Genomic DNA, 22,490 nt, shown 5'->3' on the forward strand with positions numbered 1-22,490 from the left:
AGGCGTACAACACGCGATTAGAAGCATTCGGCGTTAAAGGCAGCCACTCTCGCAAAGCAACCTGCCTGGATAACGCATGCATCGAATCCTTTTTTTCGCATCTCAAGTCAGAGAAGTTGTATCTCAAACAGTGTAAATCAGGAACTGAAATTCATCAAGCGGTGGAAGATTATATTTATTTTTATAACTACCAACGGTTTCAAACCAAACTTAAAAAGCGCGCCCCGATTGAATATCGGTGCGCGCTAGCAGCATAGCTTTTTTCATCTGTCTACTTGACAGGGGTAAGACCACTCTATCTTGTGTACGGCTTTTTTGTTTAAATGGCGTTAGGATTCGCGAATGTATTCTCGGTCCCCTGACCTAGGATTGTAATACACGCGATAAGTGAATCCATCCTTTGGATCAATGAACACCTCTGATGTTGAGACAAAGCCGTTTGAAGGCTTACTAGGCGTCGTTGAACCGTTGTTTTTATAGCGTTTGTCATAAATGAGATAGCCCAGAAGAAGGAGAATAATAAAGCCGATGACCCATGTTCCATAGATAAGTAAAATTGGACCGAGTCCACTCATAGCCTTCGTGTCCGGACGGCGGTGCCATAAGCGACAATTTCACTCATATTTTGTCCGATGTCACCGCTATCGAAACGCATCATTACGATAGCATCAGCACCCATAGCTGCGGCGTTTTTGACTAATCGGTCCATGGCTTGCTTGCGTCCGTCTTCTACCATCTGTGTATATTGCGTGACTTCCCCGCCGACAAGTCCCTTTAATGAAGCAAGAATATCGCCGCCAATCCCTCTTGCTCGAACAACGACCCCAAATGTACTGCCCAATACTTCCGTGACTTCATAGCCTGCGATGTTTTCTGTTGTAGCTACGATCATGAAGATCATCTCCTTTTTTTGTAAAATTGACTCTTGCTACTTGATTGAGATTCGATATTATTAACTTAGTACGAAAATGAAAATAGGGGGTTTCACATTGAGTATGATAAAAACAATTGAATTATGGCCCGGAGCATCCAAGATTAGCATAGGTGAAAATAACCAAGGATGCCCGAGTTTGACTTTGTACCCTGTGTCTAAGGAAGGCCTGAGCTCTGCAATTATAGTATTTCCCGGAGGAGGCTACGGTACGCGTGCTGCTCATGAGGGAGAGCCTATTGCGAAATGGTTAAATGGACTTGGGATTTCAGCTTTTGTTTTGAATTACCGTGTAGCTCCATACGAACACCCGGTTCCACTCCAAGATGCACAACGGGCAATTCGAACAGTAAGGCATCATGCGGAAGAATGGCAGATCGATCCGAACCGCATTGGTATTCTCGGCTTCTCAGCAGGTGGGCATCTGGCTTCTACAGCCGGTACACATTACGATGCAGGGGATCAGGAGTCCGTCGATCCGATCGAAAGACAAAGCAGTCGTCCCGACGTGATGGTGCTCTGTTACCCCGTGATTACATTCTCCACAGAGTATGGACATGAAGGCTCAATGCTTAATTTATTGGGTAAAACACCGGATGAGAAGCTGGTCTCGCTGCTATCCAATGACCAAAAAGTTACAGCGAATACGCCTCCGACGTTTCTCTGGCATACAGCTGATGATGCGGCCGTTGCTGTTGAGAACAGTTTGCTATTTGCAGGGGCGCTTAGCCGCCATAAGGTGCCTTTTGATTTGCACGTTTTTGAGAGCGGGCGTCATGGTATTGGCTTAGCGGATGATCATAGTGAAGCTTACATTTGGACTGAACTTTGTGCGAATTGGCTCAAAAAACAACATTTTGCATGACCAAGCTCTCTTACGAATGCCATATGCTTGGAGATTCCGCTATTGTGATTAAGCTTGGTGCGGACATTCATGTATCCATTCTGAATCGAGTACGTCAGTTAGCAGCTTACCTAGAGAATAATCGTTTTGAAGGTTTTATCGAAGTCGTATCGGCATATACAACAATCACGATCTATTATGACAGCTTTCAGGTTTACAACCACTATTCAGAAAAGGGAACCACCCGTAAAAATGGACGGGCCAGTTGGACGAATACGTTATTACCCTATGATATTGTCTTTTTACATATACAACATCTCTTGGATAATTATGAAAATGAAATTGAGGATAATGGCATCGCGCCTGAACGAATCATTGAAATCCCTGTTTGTTATTGTGAAGATTATGGTCCAGATCTTGCAGATGTCGCGTCCTATCATCGGGTTAGCAAGGAAGAGATTGTGCGGATGCATACCTCACGGATTTATCCGGTATTTATGATAGGCTTTGCGCCTGGATTTCCTTATTTGGGTGGGTTGAATGACAAGTTAGCTACACCAAGGAAATCGGTACCTCGGACGAGGATACCTGTCGGTTCGGTAGGCATTGGCGGCGCTCAAACAGGCATTTACCCCTTTGAAACGCCGGGCGGCTGGAATTTGATTGGTCGTACCCCGCTGGCTTTATTTCGTCCAGAATCCGATCCGCCATCTCTACTGAAGGTAGGAGATCAAGTAAGATTTGTAGCCATCACGGCAGAGCAGTTTCAATATGAAAAAGAGAGGAACATGGGAAATGGGCTTTGAGGTCATCAAGCCAGGGTTATTATCAACCTTGCAGGATGAGGGACGGTATGGACAGCGGAAATATGGTATCGTTACTTCAGGCCCCATGGACCTCTTTGCGCATCGAGCAGCCAACATACTTGTTGGGAATGATAGGGGCGCAGCTGCGCTAGAAATGACACTGTTAGGACCGAGCATGGTAGCTAATATGGACATGCTTCTATCCTTATGTGGAGCTGATATGGAAGCTGATGTGGACGGTGTTCGGGTTCCATTGTGGCGACCCTTTCTGATCCGCAAAGGAGACCAGCTAAATGTGCATTACGCAGTCAAAGGCTGCAGAGCCTACTTAGCAGTATGTGGCGGTTTCGAGGCCAAACCTGTAATGGGCAGCAGAAGCACCTATTTACGTGCGGGCATAGGCGGTCACCAAGGAAGAGGACTCCAAGCAGGAGATGATTTGCGGGTAAGACAAGACGTGGTAGGCGATTATCTTCACCATCCAGGGTCTGTGAGTGCTTTTATTCGTCCGGGCTATGAAGAAAATCCAGTTGTAAGAGTCATACAAGGTAAGGAAGCCGCCCTTTTTACAGACGCAAGCAGACAGAGCTTTCTGGCTCAAAGCTATATCGTTACCGCGCAATCAGATCGTATGGGTTATCGCTTGGAAGGGAAGAAGCTGGAACTATCTGATGGCGTACCGAGTGAGATGATCTCGGAAGCGGTCGTTCAAGGTACGATTCAAGTGCCCCCAAGCGGACAGCCGATCCTGCTGATGGCGGACTGCCAAACAACCGGAGGCTACCCGCGCATCGCGCAGGTCATCACGGCCGATCTTCCCTTAGCCGCTCAGGTGAAACCAGGCGGAAAGCTTCGTTTCCGGGAGGTCAGCAACAAGGAAGCGCAGGAGCAGAACTTGCTGCAAGCGATGGATTTTCGGCTGCTTGAGGCTGGGGTTCGGGCTTGGGTGCGGGATCGTGGGTGAGGATTGAGCTGAAGGAATGAAGGAATGAAGTGCTAAAGAGATGAAAGGATGAAGTGACAAAGAGCTGATTGAATGAAGGAATAAAGTGCAGAGAGCTGAGGAATTGAGGAACTGAGAAACCGTGAACTAAAGTAGGAAAGAAATGAAGAGTTGGGAGTGAGGATTCTGCGTATTGACTTGAATTGTGACATGGGCGAAGGCTTCGGCGCTTATCGCCTTGGCCGGGATGAGGAGCTGCTCGACTTCGTCAGCTCCGCCAACATCGCCTGCGGGTTCCACGCAGGCGATCCCGCAACCATGCGCAGCACTGTGCAGCTGTGCTTGCGCAAAGGCGTTGCGATCGGGGCCCATCCGGGCCTTCCCGATCTACAGGGCTTCGGCCGGCGCGAGATCGCCATCACGCCGGCGGAGGCTTACGAGCTGACGTTGTATCAGCTCGGGGCGCTGCAGGCGTTCGTCCACGCCGAAGGCGGACGCCTGCAGCACGTCAAGCCGCATGGCGCGCTCTATCACATGGCTGCGAAGCGCCATGATCTCGCCGCGGCCATTGCGGCTGCGACCGCCAGCGTCAGCGCGGAGCTGACGCTGTTAGGCCCGCCCGGCAGCGAGCTGCTGCGGGCGGGTGCCGCCGCGGGGCTGCGGACCGCGAGCGAAGCCTTCGCGGACCGCAGCTACCAGCGGGACGGCACGCTGACGCCCCGCGATCAGCGGGGGGCGCTGCTCTCCAGCGCCGCCGACGCTGCGGCGCAGGTCGTAAGGCTCGTCCGCGAAGGGAAGGTCCTCTCCCGAGAGGGAGAGGACCTGAGCATGCGCGCGGACACGATCTGCATCCACGGTGATGGTGTACACGCCGTGGAGTTTGCGCGCGACATCCGCGCTCTGCTGAACAGCAGCGGCATCGCAGTTGTGGCGCTCGGGCAGTAGTCACGATGCCGGCACCGCCGTAATATCCCTAAGTTCCGAAAAACATGTATTTCCTAGTCAATTTCATAATTCAAAACCCTTGCTACATAAGGACTTATAGCGCATTCAAAAACAGTCACCTACCCAAGATATCCATTGGGTGCCAAGATATCTTGTTATTCTCCGTTTAAGTACTACAAATCAGGGCATTTAAGTGGATAATCCTTTTCTGAATTCTGTAATTGGTTTGAATGTCAATAGCTTGTACGATTTTTAAGGCGCCTTGTAGGAAAATTCGGCTTTTATTGTGAAATTAGCTCCTTACTTGAACGTTAAAAGTCTCTAGGGACTCTTATTTTTACAAAATACGCTGGAAATGAAGACATAGCAGTCTCTAAAGAGGCTCTTATCCAACTTCGCATTTCTCCTGAATTGATCAGCCTCTAGTGTTTGAACTCTCGTTAGTTAAACAGCTCTGAACGGGTGTTGATGGCCGAAAATCATGTAGGAAAGAATCGATTTCATAATAATTTCCACAAGGCTGCTGGCATCAGGTCGGTGGCTTTTTCTCTTCTACCATTTATTTTGAATGTCCAATCAGGTTGTGGTTCTCGACATAGAATAAGTTGACGCGTAAATTGCTCTGTTGAGATGTCATTACTTGAATGGGGGATGCTGCCTTGATTCAAATGGACGAGTACATGAAAAGGAAAATAAAAGGGAAGAAATACATTGGGGCTGGGGGAACGAGAGTTGTATACGATTTAGGTAACGGGTATGTGTTGAAGATAGCAAAATCAAAAAAAGGGATCATATGCAACCAGATGGAAGTAAACCTGTATAAATCATCTTTGAAATCGATAAAAAAATATCTTGCGCAAATTATTGATTACGACGCGGCATATCGCTGGGTAACCATGAAAAAATATGATAGAAAATTCCCCAATTCTCCAATATATAGACGAGAACTTAAGAAAATTGTAAAGAAATTTTTGGGCAATGGCATCATTCCATCAAATGGTGTGGGTCAGTATCATAACCCCCATACTCCTAACCTGCGTTTAAAGCGGAATAATCAGGTCGTGGTCATTGATTATGGGGGATTTAAATATGACCATAAATGAGAAGGAAAAAATATAAACTGTTTACAGTTTTTAATCAGTTAGAATCACGTTGCTTATTCGCCGCTGAGCGTTTATTCCGGAAATCATCCATATATACCCTTTGTGCACTAGTTCTACGTTATGTGCTGTCGTAACGCCATACAAGCTTCGCTAAGCTACACGTTTCGCTAACAAAAAGCGACCCCTCCAATACGTATTAAAATCGGTAAAAGTAACCCCGGGCTGCCCGTACGTATTAATGAATCTCCCATTACCCGCATATATCCCCACATGGCCTACAATGCGATTGCTAGCAAACCGCCCAGGTGTGTAAAAGAACATCAGGTCCCCGGTTTGCAAGTTATTGATGTCTACGGTTTGTCCTACTTGCGCTTGAGAACGTGAAGATCTTGGCAGATCAACGCCGAAATGGGAATACACATACTGGACGAAGGAAGAACAGTCAAACGTATGCGTACTATCGTAGGGTCCCGATGAAAAGCTGTACGGCGTTCCTAAAAAGTTCTGGGCATAGCTTATTAAGTTACTTTTATCTACATTATTTACGGAAAGGCTCTGTATTTGTTCTGTTGAACTTCCAGGCTGCTGTGCAGATGCGTTTTGTTGTTCGGACAACGCATTGTCATTGATCGGATTAAAGACAATCTGCGAATTTTGAGCGTTCCAATTTACTGGGGTACCCATCAATGTTGATAACGCCTGTGTTGTCATATAAGGTTTGTGATCGAATAATCTCGGAGCCTGCGGAAGTTCAATGGGTTTATCGCCTACTAAAGCTTGAGTTTGATTCAGTTTAACGGAATAAACGGGGTCCGTGGCACCCATTGTGAAACTCTCGCCCACGTAGTGCAAATCAAAATCTATCGATGCAGAGGTTTCCTCCAGCGGTACCCAGACTAGTCCGTTTGTTTCACTGTAGACCTTAACATTGGAAAATGTCGAATTGTCCGATACAAACATGCTGGCACTCTGGCCGGCTTGGGCAGGAGTAGTCGTAGGCGCTCCGATGTTTTTGGTTTGTTTAGTTGTACAACCTCCACCCATGAAGATTATAGTGATACAAAGGGTGGCTAAAACAACCTGCCATTGCGTTTTCTTTTGAAGCATCATAAACAAAACCCCTTTACCAAGTTGTTATGGGTTAGGTTTTGTCAGGAAAAAATAATTATGCATGAAATAGACCGAAGGCGGAATGTTATAACTAGGAGAAAACGAATATAACCATTCTTTCACTTGAGAACAAGTTGGAAATATGAGTAAATATAGAGGTAGCCGGCCGGCTAATTACTTCGGAAAGGAGTGATCAAGGTGATTACAACAAAAACAGAGGTGGTCTCTGCGTAAGCAGAGTCCATCGTTCCAAACGGGGGTCGCTAGGCCCCCGCATATTTTTCCTTAATGAGTAGACAGCGAGATGCTTTTTACATATAATGAGAATGTGAACACAAAGTGAACACCATTAAATAGGAGAGACTTTGCTCTCCAACCCAAATCCCTAAATTAAACTATAAGGTGAAAGGAGTGCTTTTTAATGAACACAATGACAGTAGCGATGAATGTTGCGGCCGCCGCAGAGGTACTCGTCTCCTAACTGAATATCATTCGTGGAATAACCGTTCACCTGAATTGTATAATTGCATACAACCGACAGGCACGATTATGATCGTGTTTTTTTTATTCCATTTTTGAGAATGGTAGGAGGTTAAGGGGCGATGAAGATACTCTCTGCAAATCAGACAAAGTTTAACTTTGCTCGACAATTTGAGGAGGTTTTCATCTATGAGTTACAAGAACGGGAAAGACGTTCTTCCCCCTAACCTATTGAAACAATTACAAGAATATATCCAAGGTGAAATTGTATATATCCCTAAGAAAGAGCAGAAGCGCGCTGGATGGGGAGAAAATAACGGAACACGCATTATCATTGAGCGTAGAAATCGAGAAATTTTCCGGTTGTACCAAACCGGTTCCACGGTGATGGAACTAATCAAAGTCTTTCATTTATCGGAAGACAGCATCCGTAAAATCATCGTGAAAACACGTGAATTAACAGCCAATCAAGCATAGAAGCAGCATCCCTAGAGGTGCTGCTTTTTTTTCGTTGAGCTTGCCAAGTGCAGATTGCCGTCAAATTAAAGGAAATGCTTTTATTTTCTTGAAATTAAAAAGAAAGAATATGTAATGAGCGTCCGGTCCGCTTGGGAGGTGGTTCAAGACAAATGCAAAATGAGCTGGATATCCGCAGTTTTATCGGCACGCATGATGCCGATTTTTATGATGATGGATTTCACCGTCATTCGGCCGTTGAAGTCAGTATCGTGCTAGAAGGACGCTGTTTGTTCGAGTGGTCGAAGCGAAGTTGGATGGAAGCAGGCCATATCGTTATTATCCCGCCAGACTTGGCGCACAGGTTTGAAGCCGTGACGAATGTGAGGTTCGGGGTTATTTTGCTGCAGGGCGTAACGGCACGTACGATGGAGCTGGTCGCGAAGCTCGGAGGCAGCGGATTTACTGGTGACGGAGGTGCAGATAGATCACCTATATTCCTTGCTTTATCCCGACTGGACAAAGAGCGATTCGAGCGATTGTTCCGGGAGTGGCTTCGGATGAAAGCGTCGTTTTTAAAGGAAAAGCAAGCTAATTATTCAGCATGGATGGAAGTGCTGCTGCTTTTTTTGCTCGAACACTCGCAGCAGGATTTGCAGGGGATGACCGTGACGAAAGCGGCTGACTACATCCGTGAAAATGTGCAGGAATCTGTTCACATTTCTGATTTGGCAGAGATGGCTGGTTTTACGGAGCCCGCCTTTCGTCGCGTATTTGAACAAATGTACGGCGTTAGCCCAAAGCAATATCAGCAGCAGTGCCGTTTGCAGGAGGCAAAATGGCTGCTTAGCTCAACAGATAAGGATATACGTGAAATCGCCGAGCAGGTAGGCTTTTTCAGGTTGCATTCCTTTTCACAGTGGTTTAAAGAGCAAGAAGGTCTCCCACCTACGGTTTGGCGGAAAAGTCAACGGTTGCAGCATGGTTCGATGTTGGACTAGTTGCGTTTTGCGTAAATTGCGGTTCGGTTTCCCTAAATACAAGCGCTTTCTGATTCGGTATGCTAGTGGAGTAAACGTAAACACATAGGAGGGCTCAACAGATGGAAAAAGTAAGAATTGGATTTATCGGTGTAGGCGGCATGGCGGAGTACCACATGAAAACATTGCAGCAAATCGATGACGCAGTGATTACGGCCGTATGCGATATGAACGCGGATCGGGCGAGGGAAATAGCTGAAACTTTCGGCGCAAAGCCGTACGGCACTTTGGAAGAAATGTTGGATGCAGGAGTAATCGATGCGCTTTATATATGCACGCCACCTTTTGCTAGGGAAGGGATTGAAGAAGCGGCTGCCGCACGGGGCATACATCTGTTATCGGAGAAACCTACCGGCTTGCAAATGGAGGAAGTGCGTCGTAAAGAGCAGATCATTCGCCAATCGGGCATCATTCATTCGTCAGGCTATTGCTTGCGCTATCTGGACACTGTGCAGAAGGCAAAGGAGTATTTGGCAGATAAGCAAGTAGATATGGTGCTCGCGTACCGAATTGGCGGCATGCCAGAAGTAGGTTGGTGGAGGCTTATGAATCTTTCGGGCGGTCAACTTGTAGAGCAATCGACACATCAAGTGGACTTAATTCGTTATTTGGCAGGTGAGTTTGACTACGTCCAAGCGAACTACGAGCAGCGACACATCCATCGAAATTATCCAGAGGCAACGGTGTATGATGTGGGTATCGTATCTTTCGGCCTCCGCAGCGGGGCACTAGGCACGATTAGTAATACGGTCTTGTCCCGTAAAATTGGACGCGGGGATGTGGAGTTTTTCGGGCATGACTTCTACGTGTCAATTAGCGGTATGACGGTTCGGATTGTAGATGACACGCAAGACGTGACGTTGACGTCGGAGATGGATTTTTACCTTGAGCAGAATCGGGCGTTTGTTGCAGCTGTGAAAACAGGACGGCAGGAGCTAGTGCTAGGTGATTATAGTGAAGCGGCAGCGACGCTTGAGGTTACATTGGCAGCGAATGATTCGGCGGTTGCGAAGCAAACGATAAAGATCACTTCAGCATAAGAATACGAATGTTTCCATTTTGAAATACACGAAGGAGGTTAAGGCATGTTAAAAGGAGTAAATCAATGGTGTTTCCCTGAAGGGCTGCCGCTTCAGCAGTTATTCTCGATTAGCCGTGAGGCCGGTTATGACGCGGTTGAGCTGAATGTCAATCCATTGGGTGGCGTTGGTTTGACCATGGAGACGACTGCGACGGAGGCAGAGGCGATTGGCCGCATGGCAAAAGAGTACGGTATTCAGCTGAGAAGCTTGTCCACTTCTTTGCTGTGGCAAACTCCACTATCTTCGGCGGATGCGTCTGTACGTGAGCAGGGACGTCGCGTTGTCGAGAAACAGCTGGAGCTAGCGGAGCTGCTAGGTATCGATACGGTACTTGTTGTGCCTGGAGCCGTCAACGAGATGACCTCGTACGATGAGTGCTACGACCGCAGCCGTGCGGAACTCGCTTTGCTGGTGAAAGAAGCAGAAAGACGTCGCGTTCGCATTGGCATCGAAAACGTGTGGAACAAATTTTTACTTTCGCCGCTTGAAATGCGTGCTTATGTCGACGATCTTCAATCATCTTATCTCGGTGTTTATTTTGATGTAGGCAATATTTTGCATAATGGTTATCCGCAGCAGTGGATCAAAATTCTTGGATCCCGTGTATTCAAAGTGCATGTGAAGGATTACCGACCAGGTGTAGGTAACGGTAACGGATTTGTCCCGCTGCTCGCAGGAGATGTCAATTGGACGGCAGTCCGCACTGCACTAGAGGACATCGGGTATACCGATACGGTAACGGCTGAAGTAGGTCTTTATGCAGAAACTCCGCTGCAGACGGTGTATGACACTTCTCGGCATTTGGATATTATTCTTGGCGGAGCTGCGCGATAAGATCAGGGAGTGAGGCTATGATATCCGTTTTTGTTTATGGGACATTGCTTGTTGGAGAGAGCAACTATTATGTTGCCGAGCCTTTTGTGCGCTCCGTACAGCCTGGTGCGGTTCGCGGCCGTTTGTACGATGTTGGACACTATCCATCACTTGCTTTAAATACTGCCGAAGATGCTGAAGCGCAAGAAGGGATTGTCGTCGGCGAATGGTTAGAGGTCACAGAAGAAGGACTGAAGGCCATGGACATTTTGGAAGATTATTACGGCCCGGGTCAGTCCAATGAGTATGAACGAGTGTGGATAACTGATGTGAACGGCTCACGAGAAGGTTGGGTATATATTTGGCAAAATGTCAGCGGTCTTATTGAAATAACGAGCGGATCGTGGAAAGTGAAATAATAATATGGAAGGGCCAACAGGATAGAATTCTGTAGGCTCTTTTTTGTTAATAGGCTATAATTGCGATGGAAATTTGGAACATTTTAGTTCCTTGCTTCGACACTAGATGCTATAATTGGTGGTAATTCTACAGGTTGAGGAGAACGCCATGTCTGTTTATAAAATTTTACTTGCAGATGACGAAATCGCGCTGCGTTTTCTGCTTACGGAAACTCTTTCTGATGAAGGTTATGCCATCTCGGAAGTTGAAGATGGTCAACAAGCGATGGAGCAATTGCAAAAAGATACCTACGATCTTATCATACTTGACTATATGATGCCGGAGCGGACGGGTGTTGAAGTCTGTGAATGGCTGCGGCATAGCGATAATGCCAATCGGGATATACCGGTTATTTTACTGACGGCTAAAGCCTTAGATAAGGACAAAGAAAAAGCCAAAGCAGCAGGCGTTACCACTTATATTGTTAAACCATTCAGCCCTCTTCAATTAATAGATACGGTCGGACAATTATTACAACGTTAATTCGAACGATATAGGGATTATTTTATATATAAAAAAGGGTGATTGGCTGTCATGAGTAATACGAATCTAGAGGGGTTGAAGGACTCCAAGTCAGAATCGGAAAGAGATGCAAGAATTCTTAGACAAGGAAGAAAGCTGTTTATTCGTGAATTTGAAAAGCAACTTAAACAGCTTAACTCGCTGTTAGATACGATCCAAATGGCGGCTGCAGCCGAGGATTTAAAACAATTTTATCGCATCGTACATACGCTTAAAGGCAGTGCGCCTATTTTTGGTTATGTCCGGATCGGCAAACTGGCTGAGGATATGGTTCGAGCTTGGGAATGGACGCAATCCATGGATAATGACGGAGAAGAGTTACTCATGGCGATCAACCCGATTATTGAATGCGCAGAACGCAGTATACATGCACTTCGTGAAATGAATATGGAATATGATATCTGTGTGACGGAAATCAAGATGGACGAACAGCAGGATCCTGGAGGCGGATCTTTGCTTGGGTCTATGAAGAGTCGATTGCTGCTTGTCGATGACGATGAGGTGCTGCGTAATTACTTGACCCGTCGACTTCAACTCGATGACTGTATTGTTGATGAAGCAGCCGATGTGGAGAGTGCGATGAAATTATTGCGTGAACACACGTATGATTTAGTGACGCTGGATCTCATGATGCATCCTCAGTCTGGGTATGAGCTATTTGAATTTCTCAAAGAGGATCCTACATTGAAATGGTTACCTCTAATTGTATTGTCGGGACGCAACGATTTGAATGATAAAGTCCGCTGTTTCCACTTAGGAGCCGATGATTATGTGACGAAGCCATTTCAGTATGAGGAATTGGCCGCAAGAATTTATGGACTGCTCAAAAGGACTAAAAATTTCGAGTAGCTTGCCTTCCGTGATCCGCTGACGGGGGTGTTCAACCGGCGTTATTTTGATCTTCAAATTGGTATGGAATTACAGCGTATTGAACGCTATCCGGCACCAATCTCGCTTGTGTTTATTGATATTGATTGCTTTAAACGGATCAATGATACTTATGGGCATCACGTAGGAGATTTAGTACTGCAAGGCTTAGCTCATTTGCTCCAAGTGAACTTGCGTTCGACAGACCTGCTAGCACGTTTCGGCGGCGAGGAGTTCGTTATTGCCCTTCCGAATACAACGGTGGAGCAGGCCTGTGCAACCATGCAGTCCATTCTTAATAAAGTTCGTTTAAATGCAGTTGCACAGTACGAGGGCCAAACCTTCTCGATCACCTTTTCAGCAGGTGTTGCAGAGTGGCATGAGGGGATGACGGTTGCGGAATGGTTGGCTAAGGCTGATGATGCGATGTACCAAGCTAAGCAGCAAGGCAGGGATAGGATTGTTATCGCTTCGGAAGAGGATGAAGGGACAGAGCATCGCAAGTTGACTGCCAGTCCGCAAATTGACAAGAAAAATCTGCTCATTGTGGACGATGATCCGATTTTGCGAGCGATTCTCACATCACATTTAGAGCATTTACCGATAACAATTACGTATGCTGCCGATGGTGAAGTCGCGCTCAGCTTAATGCTCGCTAATACCTATGATGCTTGTATTCTCGATGGCATGATGCCGAAGCTGGATGGGTTCTCATTGTTGTCGCAGAAAAAGAAAGACCCGCGTCTAAACGTTAGGGATATGAAGGTACTTATGCTTTCAGGTAAGAAGAAGGAAGATGATCTAGCCAGAGGCTTTCAAATGGGTGCTGGCGACTATATGACGAAGCCGTTCTCGCTCGTTGAGTTGGAAGTTCGCGTAAGACAGTTAATGAACCTAGTATGATGAATAAATAAAAAATACAAAGCTGCTTCTGCCCTATGTGGCGAGCAGCTTTTTTTGTTTTGTCAATTTGTATTTGACTTCTATGGATTACACATGTAATATAACTATTGTATTACATGTGTAATCCATATAAGTCAGGAGGTAAACCTGTGAAAAATGTTCCCCATATCTCCGATGCAGAATGGGAAGTAATGAAAGTTCTCTGGGCTAAGACACCATGTACGGCAAATGAAGTGATTGAAGCTTTGGAAGTCCGAACGGATTGGAAACCGAAAACAGTTAGAACGCTTTTAAACAGATTAGCCCAAAAACAAGCGATTTCGTATTCACAAGAAAACAGGGTGTACGCCTATTTTCCATTAGTATCCGAAGACGAATGTGTGAAATCAGAAACGCAATCGTTCCTCAAGAGAATTTACGGCGGTGCCTTTAAGCCGCTGCTTGTTAATTTTTTGAAGGAAGAACAGCTCTCAGCGGAAGACATTAAGGAATTGAAAAATATTCTAGATGACAAAACAAAATGAACGATTTGCGGGTTTGCATCGTGCTAGCTTTTACCTCTTTAACTCAATGAAGGAAGGGCAGGGTGAATGTGAAACAATTAACGGAACACCTTATTGATTTCTTTGATTGGGTTTGGTCAGTCTCGACTATGGCAAGTGTTCTGGTTGTGCTGATTATAGTGATGCAGCACATGTTAAGGCATCGCTTGAAACCAAGATGGCACTATTTGATGTGGCTGCTGGTTATTGTCCGATTAGTTTTGCCATGGGGCCTAGAGAGCGAATTCAGTATTTATAATTGGATCGGTTACACAGATGCCGTTCATTCGGCAGTACAAGTTAATCAGGAAGTCATACTTACAAGAGCTGCTGTATCGGAAACTGCTGCCCAATCTGTTTATCGGAATTTAGTTGTATTATGGCTGGTTGGCGTGTGTTTTTTTGGGATATATACCATCATGATCAACAGGAAATTTGCCCGAAAAATGAAAAATGAGACGGTTGCGATAACCGATGGAAGAGTAATGGAGCTTTTCAATCAGTGTAAAAAAATGATGTCGGTACATAAACCCATTGCTCTCGTTGAATCTAGCAATTTGGCGACACCAACCCTATTTGGTTTTGTAAAACCCCAATTGATTATGCCCAAAACCATTTTAAACAGCTTGAATGACGATCAATTGCAACATGTGTTCCTACATGAACTGGCTCATAGTAAGCGTAATGACATTGGGGTTAATTGGTTCATGCATACTCTACTGATTATTCATTGGTTTAATCCAGTCCTTTGGTATGCTTATCGCCGAATGCGGGAAGATCAGGAAATCGCCAGTGATGCTCTTGCTCTAAGCTGCCTTACTCCGGACAAAAGCCAGGATTATGGCTATACGCTTATCAAGCTGTTGGAAAATTTCTCGCGACCTGTTCAATCTTTTGGAAATGTAAATCTAACAGGAAGCAAAATACAACTGCAAAGGAGAATAAAAATGATCAAACAATTTAAAACAAATTCGTATCGTTGGTCGTTTCTTGGAATAGCAACCATCATCTTCATAAGTGGATGCGCGTTAACGAATCCTAAGGACAGTTCGACAACTACACCATTGCAAAGTTCGGCTGTTTCCGAAGAAAAAGTAAAACAGCAGGATTCTGTAAACTCAAATACGACAGTTTCCCAAGAGACGACGAAGGTGGCCGTTTCCGTAGTGCCGCAGGCAACTCCTTCGGATGAGAAGTCGAGAACTGCGACTTCCGTAGGCGTGCAGCCAACGGTGTTGGATGATAAGCCGAGAACGGCGCCGGTAAGTCCGGAACCAAGAGCAGCGCAAGACAAACCGAGAGTGGCAGCTCCCGTAGGACCATTACCAACCGCTGTTGCTAACTAATCGTTCAAATTTAAGATCTTCTCAGCCTCTAGAACGATAATCCCCCCTCTAGGGTCGAGGTTGTTAACCCGACGTATGGTTGGTGTAAAGACCATCTCTTTTCATTATGCTTTAAGAAAGCAAGTTGAAAAGGTGGAGGGGAGAATTAAGATGAGGTTAGTATTACGTATCGTTATTTATGTATGTATTTTCGTTGTTTTTGTGGGGGGAGTCGGAGCTATCGGATATTCTAGGACGATGCAAAGCGAGATGTCGGGTATCGATAAGCCATCTCCACTTTTGCAAGAAGTTAAGATACCCGAATACGATCCGCGGAAGCCGACCGTAGCCGTTATTCTAGGGGATAGCGTGACCGAAGTAATCGATTTTCTGGTTCCTTATGAAATGTTCTCCCTTACTGGAGCCTATAATGTTTTTGCCGTTGCCTCGGATCGTCATATTAAGTCATTAACGGGCGGTCTTGATCTGCTGCCGCATTACTCTTTTAAAGAGATGGATGATTTATTAGGTAAAAGTCCCGATATTATAGTGATTCCCAACATTCCCATCATGGAAGACAAGAAGGTTCACCCCGTGCAAGACTGGATCATAAAAAATTCAGGAAATAAACCGATTCTACTAAGCATTTGCAATGGAGCCGAGACACTTGCCGAAACTGGTTTGTTGAACGGGAAATCAGCAGCAACACACTGGGGCGATATGAATAGATTGGAAAAGAAATATCCCGAAGTCCACTGGCAAAGGGACCAGCGTTATGTACCCGACGGTAACATTGTATCCTCGGCAGGTGTGACATCTGGAATCGATGCTGTCTTATATGTCATTTCACAACAATTAGGCGAAGCTGTAGCAGTGAAAATAGCAGAAGAAATGAATTACCCTACGTACCAATTTGTTCATAACCCGAAGATGGAGCCCTTTTCCATAGAACCAAAGGATGCGGCTTATATTTTAAATTTTGCCTATCAGTGGAACAAGAAACAAGCCGGCGTACTGTTGTATAATGGTATAGAGGAAACGGCATTAGGTTCGATTTTTGATTCTTACTCTGCTTCCGGTACGACAAAGACGATGACAATTTCAAGCTCAGAACAACCCGTAGTGACAAAATACCACCTTAACCTGCAGGCTAGATATCAAATGTCCAATGCCCCGAGATTAGATAAAATGATAATTGCAGGCACTCAGGCAAAGACTCTAGCGGCTGAAACCGTAAACCAATGGAAGCAGCTTGGTAAAAACACTGAACTTCTATTCATCCATAGCGATTCTCCGAAAAGATTTGTCATGGAAGCACCATTGGAGGATTTATCGAAACAAGAGGATGTTCTAACTGCTCATTTTGCTGCAAAACGACTTGAATATCGTGCTAACCATCTAAGTCTTGACGGCAAACCATTTTCACTTGATGCGTTCGGCATACCTCTTTTAATCGGTGCACTTTCAGTTGGAGTAACTTTTTATATAGATCGAAGATTTATCAGGAAGAAGAGAATGACTAAATCTAAATAATTGTTAAGTGAGGGAGTTGCTAATCGGCGGCTCCTTTTTTTGTTTGTAAGAGGATTTATTCTTTGGAATAAAAAACCGATAATCATTATGAAAAATAAATGTTATAATCAGAATCATCTATGTAAATGACTGCTAGTTCATTATCCTGTGTGTTCATTTAAAGTGAAAAGGAAGGTTAAGGAAGAATGATATGCATAATTGGTCAAAGGCACTAAATCTCAGAAATCCTTTTAAAATCACTTTGGTCTATATCTTTTTAGGAAGTCTATGGATTATCCTATCCGATAAATTTATGGACATTTTTAACTTATCAGGAGCAATCACTATTCATTCAACTAAGGGGTTATTTTATGTATTACTTACGGCATTGATTCTATATTGGTGGGTAAAACGTTTGAAGAAAGCCCTTACAGAAAGCGAGGAACGGTACCGAATACTTGTAGAATACTCACCAGAACCGTTAGTTGTTCACAGTAAAGGAAAAATAGTCTATATCAATCCGGCCGGTGCCGAAATATTTGGCGCAGCTAGCCCAGAGGAACTTATTGATTATCCTATAATGAATTTGGTGCATCCCGATTATTTAGGCATAGCGAAAGAACGAATTAGGCTGATCGAAGAGGAGAGAGTGCCTTCTACTCCCATTGAGCAGAAATTTCTTCGTGTTGATCGTCAAGTTATTGATGTAGAAGTCAGAGCGGTACCTTGTATCTATTTAGGCAAACCGGCCGTACAGCTTATCTGCAGGGATATCACTGAGCGTAAACGAGCCAGGCGTATGCTGGAAGAGAGAGAGCAGAGTTATAAGTCCCTTGTTGAAAATAACCCCGATGCTATATTTGAATTAGATCTAAATGGGCGAATACTTAATATGAATTCAGCTACTGAAAGGATTACGGGCTATCAGCAGGAAGAGCTGCTGGATCAAAGTCTTTGTAAATTAATGGTAGGCGAAGATCACCTTAAAGCAAGCAATCTGTTTGAAGCGTCTACAAAAGGTGAATCAAACAATATCGAAGTCACCATTATTAATAAACGAGGCTATAGTGTCGAATTAAATTTAAAGACGGTTCCGATTATCATAAATGATAAGATCGATGGTGTGTATGGTATTGCAAAAGACATAACCGAACGTAAAAGAACTGATGAGCTTCTGATTAAGTCAGAAAAGCTATCCGTAGTGGGGCAGCTAGCCGCTGGAGTTGCTCACGAGATTCGGAATCCATTAACTTCTCTAAGAGGATTTGTCCAATTATTACAAACCAGAATGGATAATTATAATGAGTATTTTCAAATTATGTTAACTGAATTAGACCGAATTAATTATATCGTGAGCGAGTTTTTGGTTATTGCCAAGCCGCAAGCCGTGTGTTTTGAGATGAAAGATCTTCGTAAAATTCTACTTGATGTGATCTCGCTGCTTGACACACAAGCCATTCTTAGCGATGTGCAAATTCATACGGTATTTGATCCGGACATTCCGTTAATCAATTGTGAAGAAAATCAATTAAAACAGGTCGTTATTAATATTCTTAAAAATGCGATTGAAGCGATGACAGAAGGCGGTATTATCGAAATTATTATGAGTGTAGACGACAATAAAATCGTTATTCGGTTTATTGATCAGGGGTGTGGAATTTCTGAAGATCGAATAGGGATGTTAGGAGAACCCTTTTATACGACGAAAGAGAACGGGACCGGACTAGGATTAATGGTGAGCCAAAAAATTATTGAAGCACATCACGGTAGTCTTACGATTAAAAGTCAGATCGATAAAGGAACAACGGTTGACCTTATTTTACCTTTAGATCCAAATTAAAATGCTAATGAACTCCTGAAGAGGAGTTTTTTTAATGAAAAAGAGGATTACTTGACAAACAAATTAGCCTAAAGTTAGCATAGTATTATGACAACTCGATGTAGAGAAGACTAAGAAAGGATTTACACCAAAGGAGGAACGATCATGTACCAGGGAGACGAACAAAGCCAGCTTGATTTAAGATTATTCCGAATCTGGAGTAAAGCAGCTAAAGCTATAGCTGATAATACCAAACGAGATATCGAAAGTCATGGAATCAGTCCTGACCATTTTATGATTTTAGAGCTCCTCTACAACAAAGGACCTCATCCTATTCAAAGGATTAGTGAAATATTTAGCATTCCAAGCGGGAGTATTACCTACGTGGTAGATAAGCTTGAACAGAAAGATTATGTGAGACGGCAATCAAGTCCTACGGATAGAAGAACCTCCAATGTCGCCCTTACTGAGCAGGGGGAAACCTTATTTAATGAGATTTTTCCGAAACATGCAGCTGTTATATCTGAGAATTTCTCTTTTATAAGCAATGAGGATAAACTTCAGATGATCGATCTGTTAAAGAAACTGGGGTTTGGAGCACAGGAACTCAGTAAGGATAAGTAACAAAATTACGGATATCCGCTAAAACCAAAAAGGACCGTCAGGGTGATCTTCCCTGGCGGTTTTTCCTTATTTGGATGGAGTTTTGCAGTGCCTTGTTGAAAATGGTTGACAAATAAATACCCTAATGTTAGTGTATATTATAATAATATTAGGATATCTAATTGTAGTCTATCTATGATTAGGTAAAAAGAGGAGAGTTTTAGCATGAGTATTGCAGCAATTATTATTCAAATCGTTTTAGCACTTGGGTTTTTGATGTTTGGAGCCTCGAAGCTAGGCTCAAAGCAAATGGTGGATGAATTCACACGTTACGGGATGCCTCAGTGGTTTAGGGTAATAACTGGCTTGCTCGAAATTGCCGGTGCCGCACTTCTGGTTGCAGGAATTTGGAACGATCGACTTGTTGTTTTCGGCGGATGGTTGTTGGTCGTAATTATGGTTGGAGCCGTCATAACGCATCTACGTATTAAGGATCCTGTATCTAAAATAGGTATGCCCGTTATTTTAATCATTCTTACATTGGTTGTTCTGTTAATAAAATAAGAATTACAAACATGAATAGTGCCTAATTATCAATTTCATGGATAAAACTAGAACTAATAAATGCCGGGTCCTGTTCAATAGGATCCGGCATTTTAATTGTTATTTTGCTTATACCGGGGATTTTCTCATCGAAAGTGAACGGTTTTGCGAATTCGCTCCTAGTAAGGTTTGCTACAGAGCTCCTTTCTGCTAGAGTAAGGGTATAGGAAATGTTATACGAAAAGGAGTGGGCGGATGTCTGACAAAGAAAATCTAGTGCGCTTTGGAATCTCCATGCCGCAATCTCTCATAGAGCAATATGACCGGCTCATTGCCTTGCAGGGCTATGATAATCGCTCAGAAGCCATACGTGATCTTGCGCGCAAAGCGCTGTTAACGTCTAGCAGTATGCAGCCGGAAGAAACTGTAGCTGGAACGATCGTGATGGTGTATGACCATCATATTCGTGATTTGCCGATTACCTTAATGGAGCTGCAGCATGATTTCCATTCTGCGATTATTTCAACGATGCATATCCATTTAAATCATCAGCAATGCTTGGAAATACTAGTTGTTCGCGGTAAGGTGCAGAAGCTCAGAGAGCTTCAACAGCGAATTCAAGTACTCAAGGGTGTAGGTTATGCGGAGCTGTCTGTTACTCATGTGGACGAGCATGGGCACTCGCATGAGCATCCTCATTCTCATTTGTAGAATTCGTAGTTGATCTGTTTTTTTGATAAAATTAAGGCACGGAGGTGCGAGATGTCGGTTAAAAAGTGGTTCAGTTTAGAAGAGGCAAATGGCATGCTGTCGTTTGTCGATCAGGAATTGAAGAAAATGCAAGCATTGAAGCGGAATTTTGAAGAAAAATATGCAGAGCTCCGTATGAAGAAAAACGAGCATGCTGAGAAACCCGGCGCAGAGAAGGACCCGTTTTTCGTCATGGAAGCAGAGCTGGAATTCCTTCAAATTGAAGCTCGCGGGCTTATTCACAATTTTCAGCTTACAGGTGTAGAGCTCAAGGATATAGATACCGGACTTGTTGATTTTCCCGCGTTGATGGATGGACAAGAAGTGCTGCTTTGTTGGAAACAGGGAGAGGATAGAATTCGTTTTTACCATGGCAAACAGGATGGTTTTGCCGGACGTAAACCGATTTCGGAATAGAGGAACATAAATGCAAAGATCTTTACGTTATATGGCTAAACGCTTTTTCATACCTACATGGCTTATATGTATGTTCGCCTTTATTCTCATGAGCGCAGTTGCTGTTCCTCAGACAGCCTCTGCTCATGCGTCATTAGTACAGGCTCAACCTGAAGCGGGCACCAAGCTTGAAAGCTCCCCCCCTCAAGTTGCTGTTACTTTTAATGAACAGTTAGATGCAGGACTCTTTTATATCAAAGTATTGGATCATAACGGTAACGAAATAACAAGGAATAAAGCTTATATGAACAAAGAGCAGACAGGATTAATTCTTGATCTGCCGAAATTAACTGAGGGTTTTTATTTGATCAGCTATCACGTCATTTCTGCTGACGGTCACCCCGTTGCAGGGAGTTATCCGATAACGATTGGCAATCCGCCGCAAGAAGAAGCTCTTGATCTGCCTTCCGTATACGGTGGGCACAATCATGGAACGGGTCAGTTAACAACGAAAGATATCCTGCAATATGCGTCTCGCGGTCTGTGGTATTTGATGATGTTGGCGTTGACAGGTTGGGTTATCTGGTTAAGGCTGTTGGGAGCAAGCGGGACTGAAACCCGGAAATCACTTTCAGCTTGGACTCTTAATCTTCAGCGTGCACAATTAGTAGCCTTATTGCTGCTCATTTTCACGCACATCGAAGCACTGCTTGGCGGCGGTGGGGTGGAGGAGATTTGGAAACTATTTAGTGCAACTAGTATCGGTATTTCCTGGGCGCTGATGCTAGTACTATCTTTCCTTGGATTTGTACTTGTGGGTAGGGCAAAGTGGCTAGATTTATTATGGCCTTTATGTTTCCTAGCGGTGAAAAGCTTTAGCGGTCACGCGGCGTCATTTTCTCCCTTATGGGCAACAATCGGGCTGGATTTTATTCACTTGCTCGGCGCGGCATGTTGGGTTGGGGGCTTAGTGCTGCTCTATGCGAAATGGCGTCAAAAAAGTGATGATGTCAGTTCCTATATGCAGCAATTCTCGAAAATGGCTTTGATCTCCATTCTTGTACTTACCCTGTCTGGATTTTTATCCGTCTTGTTATTCCTGCCAAACTTGCGTTACTTGCTCTACACGTCGTGGGGAATATTGATGCTTGTGAAAATTGGTGCTGTAGCACTTGTGATACTCATTGGTTTTATTATACGGCTCAATTTGCGCAAACAGAAGGCCAAACAATCGGTTCTCTGGATTAAGGTTGATCTTACCTTCATGGTGATTATCGTGCTGCTGGTTGGGCTCATCACATATATGGCGCCAATTCCTGTCAATGAGCCGCTTGAGTGGCATCAGATGGGCGAGAAGGTCCATGTATCTGCGGATATTACGCCGAAAATCCAGGGAACCAATACCTTTGTAGCAAAAGTATGGCTCCCAGAAAAAGCAGGGAAACCGAAGCAAGTGCTCATGCTGCTTCATTATTTAGACGATAAAGAAATGGCGCCAATTTCTGTGCCAGTAACCTTGTACGAGGATAACACACAAGAAGAATCATACGGTTTTGTGAAATTCAGCTATAAAGCACAGGGGGCCTACCTGCCGTTCCGCGGCAATTGGGAATTAGAGATGCGTGTCATGGATGCGGATGATAATGAAACGGTGTACAACAAAGAATTTATGGTGTATTAAAAAGTATTAAATACA

Annotated in this window: 26 protein-coding genes and 1 pseudogene; 24 read left to right on the forward strand and 3 right to left on the reverse strand. The window is 44.3% G+C overall.

The window, feature by feature from the left end:
- Positions 1 to 257: IS3 family transposase (locus tag G519_RS0106845; protein WP_029194037.1), on the forward strand; the 257-nt coding region annotated here is incomplete at its 5' end.
- Between the two features lie 72 nt (positions 258 to 329).
- On the opposite strand, the gene G519_RS0106850 is transcribed toward G519_RS0106845, so the two are convergent.
- Together G519_RS0106850 and G519_RS0106855 are read right to left on the reverse strand one after the other, a co-directional pair.
- Positions 330 to 575, reverse strand: coding sequence for a hypothetical protein (locus G519_RS0106850; RefSeq protein ID WP_051253192.1), 246 nt, complete (start codon positions 573 to 575; stop codon positions 330 to 332).
- Entirely contained in the window at positions 572 to 892 is a 321-nt protein-coding gene (locus G519_RS0106855) for a heavy metal-binding domain-containing protein (RefSeq protein WP_029194039.1), read from the reverse strand. Before G519_RS0106855 ends, G519_RS0106850 begins: the two co-directional genes overlap by 4 nt.
- 103 nt (positions 893 to 995) lie before the next feature.
- Between G519_RS0106855 and G519_RS0106860 the strand changes: the two genes are divergently transcribed.
- The 5 genes from G519_RS0106860 (at position 996) to G519_RS47285 (ending at position 5,572) form a co-directional block, all read left to right on the forward strand.
- Positions 996 to 1,796, forward strand: coding sequence for an alpha/beta hydrolase (locus G519_RS0106860; RefSeq protein WP_036632281.1), 801 nt, complete (start codon positions 996 to 998; stop codon positions 1,794 to 1,796).
- 23 nt (positions 1,797 to 1,819) lie between these two features.
- On the forward strand, positions 1,820 to 2,581 hold the full coding sequence (pxpB, locus tag G519_RS0106865; protein WP_268633664.1) for a 5-oxoprolinase subunit PxpB: 762 nt from the start codon (positions 1,820 to 1,822) through the stop codon (positions 2,579 to 2,581).
- Entirely contained in the window at positions 2,547 to 3,545 is a 999-nt protein-coding gene (locus G519_RS0106870) for a 5-oxoprolinase subunit C family protein (protein WP_244280047.1), read from the forward strand. Before pxpB ends, G519_RS0106870 begins: the two co-directional genes overlap by 35 nt.
- 162 nt (positions 3,546 to 3,707) lie before the next feature.
- Positions 3,708 to 4,469: a LamB/YcsF family protein gene (locus tag G519_RS0106875; RefSeq protein WP_029194043.1), complete on the forward strand. Its 762-nt coding sequence runs from the start codon at positions 3,708 to 3,710 to the stop codon at positions 4,467 to 4,469.
- Between the two features lie 659 nt (positions 4,470 to 5,128).
- Positions 5,129 to 5,572, forward strand: coding sequence for a hypothetical protein (locus tag G519_RS47285; RefSeq protein ID WP_051253196.1), 444 nt, complete (start codon positions 5,129 to 5,131; stop codon positions 5,570 to 5,572).
- Positions 5,573 to 5,722: 150 nt separating this feature from the next.
- On the opposite strand, the gene G519_RS47290 is transcribed toward G519_RS47285, so the two are convergent.
- Entirely contained in the window at positions 5,723 to 6,682 is a 960-nt protein-coding gene (locus tag G519_RS47290) for a C40 family peptidase (protein WP_051253198.1), read from the reverse strand.
- A gap of 669 nt (positions 6,683 to 7,351) precedes the next feature.
- Here G519_RS47290 and G519_RS0106890 point away from each other — a divergent pair.
- The 18 genes and pseudogenes from G519_RS0106890 to G519_RS0106965 all read left to right on the forward strand — a co-directional run bounded on the left by G519_RS0106890 (position 7,352) and on the right by G519_RS0106965 (position 22,475).
- Complete coding sequence (locus G519_RS0106890; protein WP_029194044.1) at positions 7,352 to 7,639, forward strand: CD3324 family protein; 288 nt, start codon at positions 7,352 to 7,354, stop codon at positions 7,637 to 7,639.
- Positions 7,640 to 7,791: 152 nt separating this feature from the next.
- Entirely contained in the window at positions 7,792 to 8,619 is an 828-nt protein-coding gene (locus tag G519_RS0106895) for an AraC family transcriptional regulator (RefSeq protein ID WP_036632282.1), read from the forward strand.
- 101 nt (positions 8,620 to 8,720) lie between these two features.
- Positions 8,721 to 9,698: a Gfo/Idh/MocA family protein gene (locus G519_RS0106900; RefSeq protein ID WP_029194046.1), complete on the forward strand. Its 978-nt coding sequence runs from the start codon at positions 8,721 to 8,723 to the stop codon at positions 9,696 to 9,698.
- A 45-nt stretch (positions 9,699 to 9,743) separates the two neighbouring features.
- The gene (locus tag G519_RS0106905) at positions 9,744 to 10,574 is read left to right on the forward strand and encodes a sugar phosphate isomerase/epimerase family protein (RefSeq protein ID WP_029194047.1); all 831 of its coding nucleotides are present in this window, start codon (positions 9,744 to 9,746) and stop codon (positions 10,572 to 10,574) included.
- A 17-nt stretch (positions 10,575 to 10,591) separates the two neighbouring features.
- A complete protein-coding gene (locus G519_RS0106910; RefSeq protein WP_029194048.1) occupies positions 10,592 to 10,972 on the forward strand; it encodes a gamma-glutamylcyclotransferase family protein in 381 nt (126 codons plus the stop codon).
- A 148-nt stretch (positions 10,973 to 11,120) separates the two neighbouring features.
- Entirely contained in the window at positions 11,121 to 11,495 is a 375-nt protein-coding gene (locus G519_RS0106915; protein ID WP_029194049.1) for a response regulator, read from the forward strand.
- Between the two features lie 51 nt (positions 11,496 to 11,546).
- Entirely contained in the window at positions 11,547 to 12,383 is an 837-nt protein-coding gene (locus G519_RS52035; RefSeq protein ID WP_244280048.1) for a response regulator, read from the forward strand.
- 15 nt (positions 12,384 to 12,398) lie between these two features.
- Positions 12,399 to 12,857 (forward strand): annotated as a pseudogene (locus G519_RS52910) (GGDEF domain-containing protein); the annotation flags it as partial.
- Between the two features lie 90 nt (positions 12,858 to 12,947).
- Positions 12,948 to 13,304 (forward strand): response regulator transcription factor, encoded by a 357-nt coding sequence (locus G519_RS52915; protein WP_268617941.1) that lies wholly within the window; start codon positions 12,948 to 12,950, stop codon positions 13,302 to 13,304.
- A 191-nt stretch (positions 13,305 to 13,495) separates the two neighbouring features.
- Positions 13,496 to 13,828, forward strand: coding sequence for a BlaI/MecI/CopY family transcriptional regulator (locus tag G519_RS0106925; RefSeq protein WP_064751133.1), 333 nt, complete (start codon positions 13,496 to 13,498; stop codon positions 13,826 to 13,828).
- Positions 13,829 to 13,890: 62 nt separating this feature from the next.
- Positions 13,891 to 15,192, forward strand: coding sequence for a M56 family metallopeptidase (locus G519_RS42110; protein WP_051253200.1), 1,302 nt, complete (start codon positions 13,891 to 13,893; stop codon positions 15,190 to 15,192).
- A gap of 150 nt (positions 15,193 to 15,342) precedes the next feature.
- Complete coding sequence (locus G519_RS0106935; RefSeq protein WP_029194051.1) at positions 15,343 to 16,704, forward strand: DJ-1/PfpI family protein; 1,362 nt, start codon at positions 15,343 to 15,345, stop codon at positions 16,702 to 16,704.
- A gap of 190 nt (positions 16,705 to 16,894) precedes the next feature.
- Positions 16,895 to 18,523 carry a PAS domain-containing sensor histidine kinase gene (locus G519_RS42115; RefSeq protein WP_051253202.1) on the forward strand — a complete coding sequence of 543 codons (1,629 nt, stop codon included), beginning with the start codon at positions 16,895 to 16,897 and terminating at the stop codon, positions 18,521 to 18,523.
- Between the two features lie 144 nt (positions 18,524 to 18,667).
- Positions 18,668 to 19,126 (forward strand): MarR family winged helix-turn-helix transcriptional regulator, encoded by a 459-nt coding sequence (locus G519_RS0106945; protein WP_029194052.1) that lies wholly within the window; start codon positions 18,668 to 18,670, stop codon positions 19,124 to 19,126.
- Between the two features lie 204 nt (positions 19,127 to 19,330).
- A complete protein-coding gene (locus G519_RS0106950) occupies positions 19,331 to 19,669 on the forward strand; it encodes a DoxX family protein (protein ID WP_029194053.1) in 339 nt (112 codons plus the stop codon).
- 234 nt (positions 19,670 to 19,903) lie between these two features.
- On the forward strand, positions 19,904 to 20,359 hold the full coding sequence (nikR, locus tag G519_RS0106955; RefSeq protein ID WP_029194054.1) for a nickel-responsive transcriptional regulator NikR: 456 nt from the start codon (positions 19,904 to 19,906) through the stop codon (positions 20,357 to 20,359).
- 51 nt (positions 20,360 to 20,410) lie between these two features.
- Complete coding sequence (locus G519_RS0106960) at positions 20,411 to 20,815, forward strand: DUF2203 domain-containing protein (RefSeq protein WP_029194055.1); 405 nt, start codon at positions 20,411 to 20,413, stop codon at positions 20,813 to 20,815.
- A 10-nt stretch (positions 20,816 to 20,825) separates the two neighbouring features.
- Positions 20,826 to 22,475 (forward strand): copper resistance CopC/CopD family protein, encoded by a 1,650-nt coding sequence (locus G519_RS0106965; protein ID WP_036632284.1) that lies wholly within the window; start codon positions 20,826 to 20,828, stop codon positions 22,473 to 22,475.
- Positions 22,476 to 22,490: the final 15 nt, after the last annotated feature.

Source organism: Paenibacillus alginolyticus DSM 5050 = NBRC 15375 (genome assembly GCF_000422905.1).
GTDB lineage: Bacteria > Bacillota > Bacilli > Paenibacillales > NBRC-103111 > Paenibacillus_E > Paenibacillus_E alginolyticus.

What these genes read in the sequence shown, in the direction of transcription:
- G519_RS0106850 (WP_051253192.1), bottom strand. Translation starts at nt 575, where the DNA reads ATGAGTGGACTCGGTCCAATTTTACTTATCTATGGAACATGGGTCATC.
- G519_RS0106855 (WP_029194039.1), bottom strand. Translation starts at nt 892, where the DNA reads ATGATCGTAGCTACAACAGAAAACATCGCAGGCTATGAAGTCACGGAA.
- G519_RS0106860 (WP_036632281.1), top strand. Translation starts at nt 996, where the DNA reads ATGATAAAAACAATTGAATTATGGCCCGGAGCATCCAAGATTAGCATA.
- pxpB (WP_268633664.1), top strand. Translation starts at nt 1,820, where the DNA reads ATGCTTGGAGATTCCGCTATTGTGATTAAGCTTGGTGCGGACATTCAT.
- G519_RS0106870 (WP_244280047.1), top strand. Translation starts at nt 2,547, where the DNA reads ATGAAAAAGAGAGGAACATGGGAAATGGGCTTTGAGGTCATCAAGCCA.
- G519_RS47290 (WP_051253198.1), bottom strand. Translation starts at nt 6,682, where the DNA reads ATGATGCTTCAAAAGAAAACGCAATGGCAGGTTGTTTTAGCCACCCTT.
- G519_RS0106890 (WP_029194044.1), top strand. Translation starts at nt 7,352, where the DNA reads ATGAGTTACAAGAACGGGAAAGACGTTCTTCCCCCTAACCTATTGAAA.
- G519_RS0106895 (WP_036632282.1), top strand. Translation starts at nt 7,792, where the DNA reads ATGCAAAATGAGCTGGATATCCGCAGTTTTATCGGCACGCATGATGCC.
- G519_RS0106900 (WP_029194046.1), top strand. Translation starts at nt 8,721, where the DNA reads ATGGAAAAAGTAAGAATTGGATTTATCGGTGTAGGCGGCATGGCGGAG.
- G519_RS0106905 (WP_029194047.1), top strand. Translation starts at nt 9,744, where the DNA reads ATGTTAAAAGGAGTAAATCAATGGTGTTTCCCTGAAGGGCTGCCGCTT.
- G519_RS0106910 (WP_029194048.1), top strand. Translation starts at nt 10,592, where the DNA reads ATGATATCCGTTTTTGTTTATGGGACATTGCTTGTTGGAGAGAGCAAC.
- G519_RS0106915 (WP_029194049.1), top strand. Translation starts at nt 11,121, where the DNA reads ATGTCTGTTTATAAAATTTTACTTGCAGATGACGAAATCGCGCTGCGT.
- G519_RS52035 (WP_244280048.1), top strand. Translation starts at nt 11,547, where the DNA reads ATGAGTAATACGAATCTAGAGGGGTTGAAGGACTCCAAGTCAGAATCG.
- G519_RS0106925 (WP_064751133.1), top strand. Translation starts at nt 13,496, where the DNA reads ATGAAAGTTCTCTGGGCTAAGACACCATGTACGGCAAATGAAGTGATT.
- G519_RS0106935 (WP_029194051.1), top strand. Translation starts at nt 15,343, where the DNA reads ATGAGGTTAGTATTACGTATCGTTATTTATGTATGTATTTTCGTTGTT.
- G519_RS42115 (WP_051253202.1), top strand. Translation starts at nt 16,895, where the DNA reads ATGCATAATTGGTCAAAGGCACTAAATCTCAGAAATCCTTTTAAAATC.
- G519_RS0106945 (WP_029194052.1), top strand. Translation starts at nt 18,668, where the DNA reads ATGTACCAGGGAGACGAACAAAGCCAGCTTGATTTAAGATTATTCCGA.
- G519_RS0106950 (WP_029194053.1), top strand. Translation starts at nt 19,331, where the DNA reads ATGAGTATTGCAGCAATTATTATTCAAATCGTTTTAGCACTTGGGTTT.
- nikR (WP_029194054.1), top strand. Translation starts at nt 19,904, where the DNA reads ATGTCTGACAAAGAAAATCTAGTGCGCTTTGGAATCTCCATGCCGCAA.
- G519_RS0106960 (WP_029194055.1), top strand. Translation starts at nt 20,411, where the DNA reads ATGTCGGTTAAAAAGTGGTTCAGTTTAGAAGAGGCAAATGGCATGCTG.
- G519_RS0106965 (WP_036632284.1), top strand. Translation starts at nt 20,826, where the DNA reads ATGCAAAGATCTTTACGTTATATGGCTAAACGCTTTTTCATACCTACA.